This window comes from Paraburkholderia podalyriae, assembly GCF_014397785.1.
Lineage (GTDB): Bacteria > Pseudomonadota > Gammaproteobacteria > Burkholderiales > Burkholderiaceae > Paraburkholderia > Paraburkholderia podalyriae.
Genome location: NZ_VZQQ01000255.1, coordinates 1 through 919, shown reverse-complemented (window position 1 = coordinate 919; position 919 = coordinate 1). Strand labels below are relative to the sequence as shown.

General features: G+C 59.4%; 1 protein-coding gene. It reads right to left on the bottom strand.

The window, feature by feature from the left end:
- On the bottom strand, window positions 1-905 hold a 905-nt coding region (locus F6X42_RS42895; RefSeq protein ID WP_246530569.1), incomplete at its 3' end, for a two-component system sensor histidine kinase NtrB.
- Window positions 906-919: the final 14 nt, after the last annotated feature.

Below are 919 nucleotides of genomic sequence, written 5' to 3'. Positions count from 1 at the left end.
ATAGAAAGCCCCACACCCATACCTTCGGGCTTCGTAGTGAAGAACGGTTCGAATAGCCGATCGGCGTGCTGCAGGTCAATTCCTGTCCCGGAATCTTGCACCGAGACGATCACATAGCCGTCGTCGCTCCCCCACGACTTGATCGTCAGTTCGCGCGGCCGGTCTTCGATCGTGCTCATTGCCTGGATACCGTTTGTAATCAGATTCGTGATGACTTGTGCCAGTTGGATCCGATCGCCAAGCACCGCAGGCAGTTTCGAAGCAAGCGTCGCGCGCAGTGCTACATTGTGCTTCAAGACCTCGCGCTGGAGCAGTACCATGACGTCACTGATCAGCTCGTTGATTTCCAGTCGCGTCATCTCAGGGGCAATCCGCTTTGCGAGCATGCGGACGCGCCTGACGATCTCGGTCGCGCGTTGTACATCAGTAAGTATGCGTTGCACGGAGGCTCGCACTTTTTCAAGGTCGGGTACGTCCCGGTCAATCCAACGCAGGCACGCGGTACCATGGGTGGCGACCGCTGCGAGAGGCTGGGCGATTTCGTGGGCCACCGACGCGCCCAATTCGCCGATCGACGTCAAACGAGACACCTGTTGCAGCGCCTCTTCGACCCGCTTGCGCTCGGTGATGTCGGTGCCCGTTTCGAGGGTCGCGATCGGTCGCCCCTGTCCGTCTCGCACCAGGGCCCAACGGCTGGCCACTGCGGCTTCCGACCCGTCGCGCCGGGTATTGACGATCTCGCCTTCCCAACGGCCCGTTTCAATCAAGGTTTTTTTGATGTCCTCGAGTGCTGCAGGAAAACGCGTGTGAAGCAGACGGTCGGCAACGTGGCCGAGCGCCTCGTGTTTCTTCCACCCATAAAGCGCTTCCGCGCCGCTGTTCCAGTAGGTAATTACATCGTCCATATCGCGAGCTACCA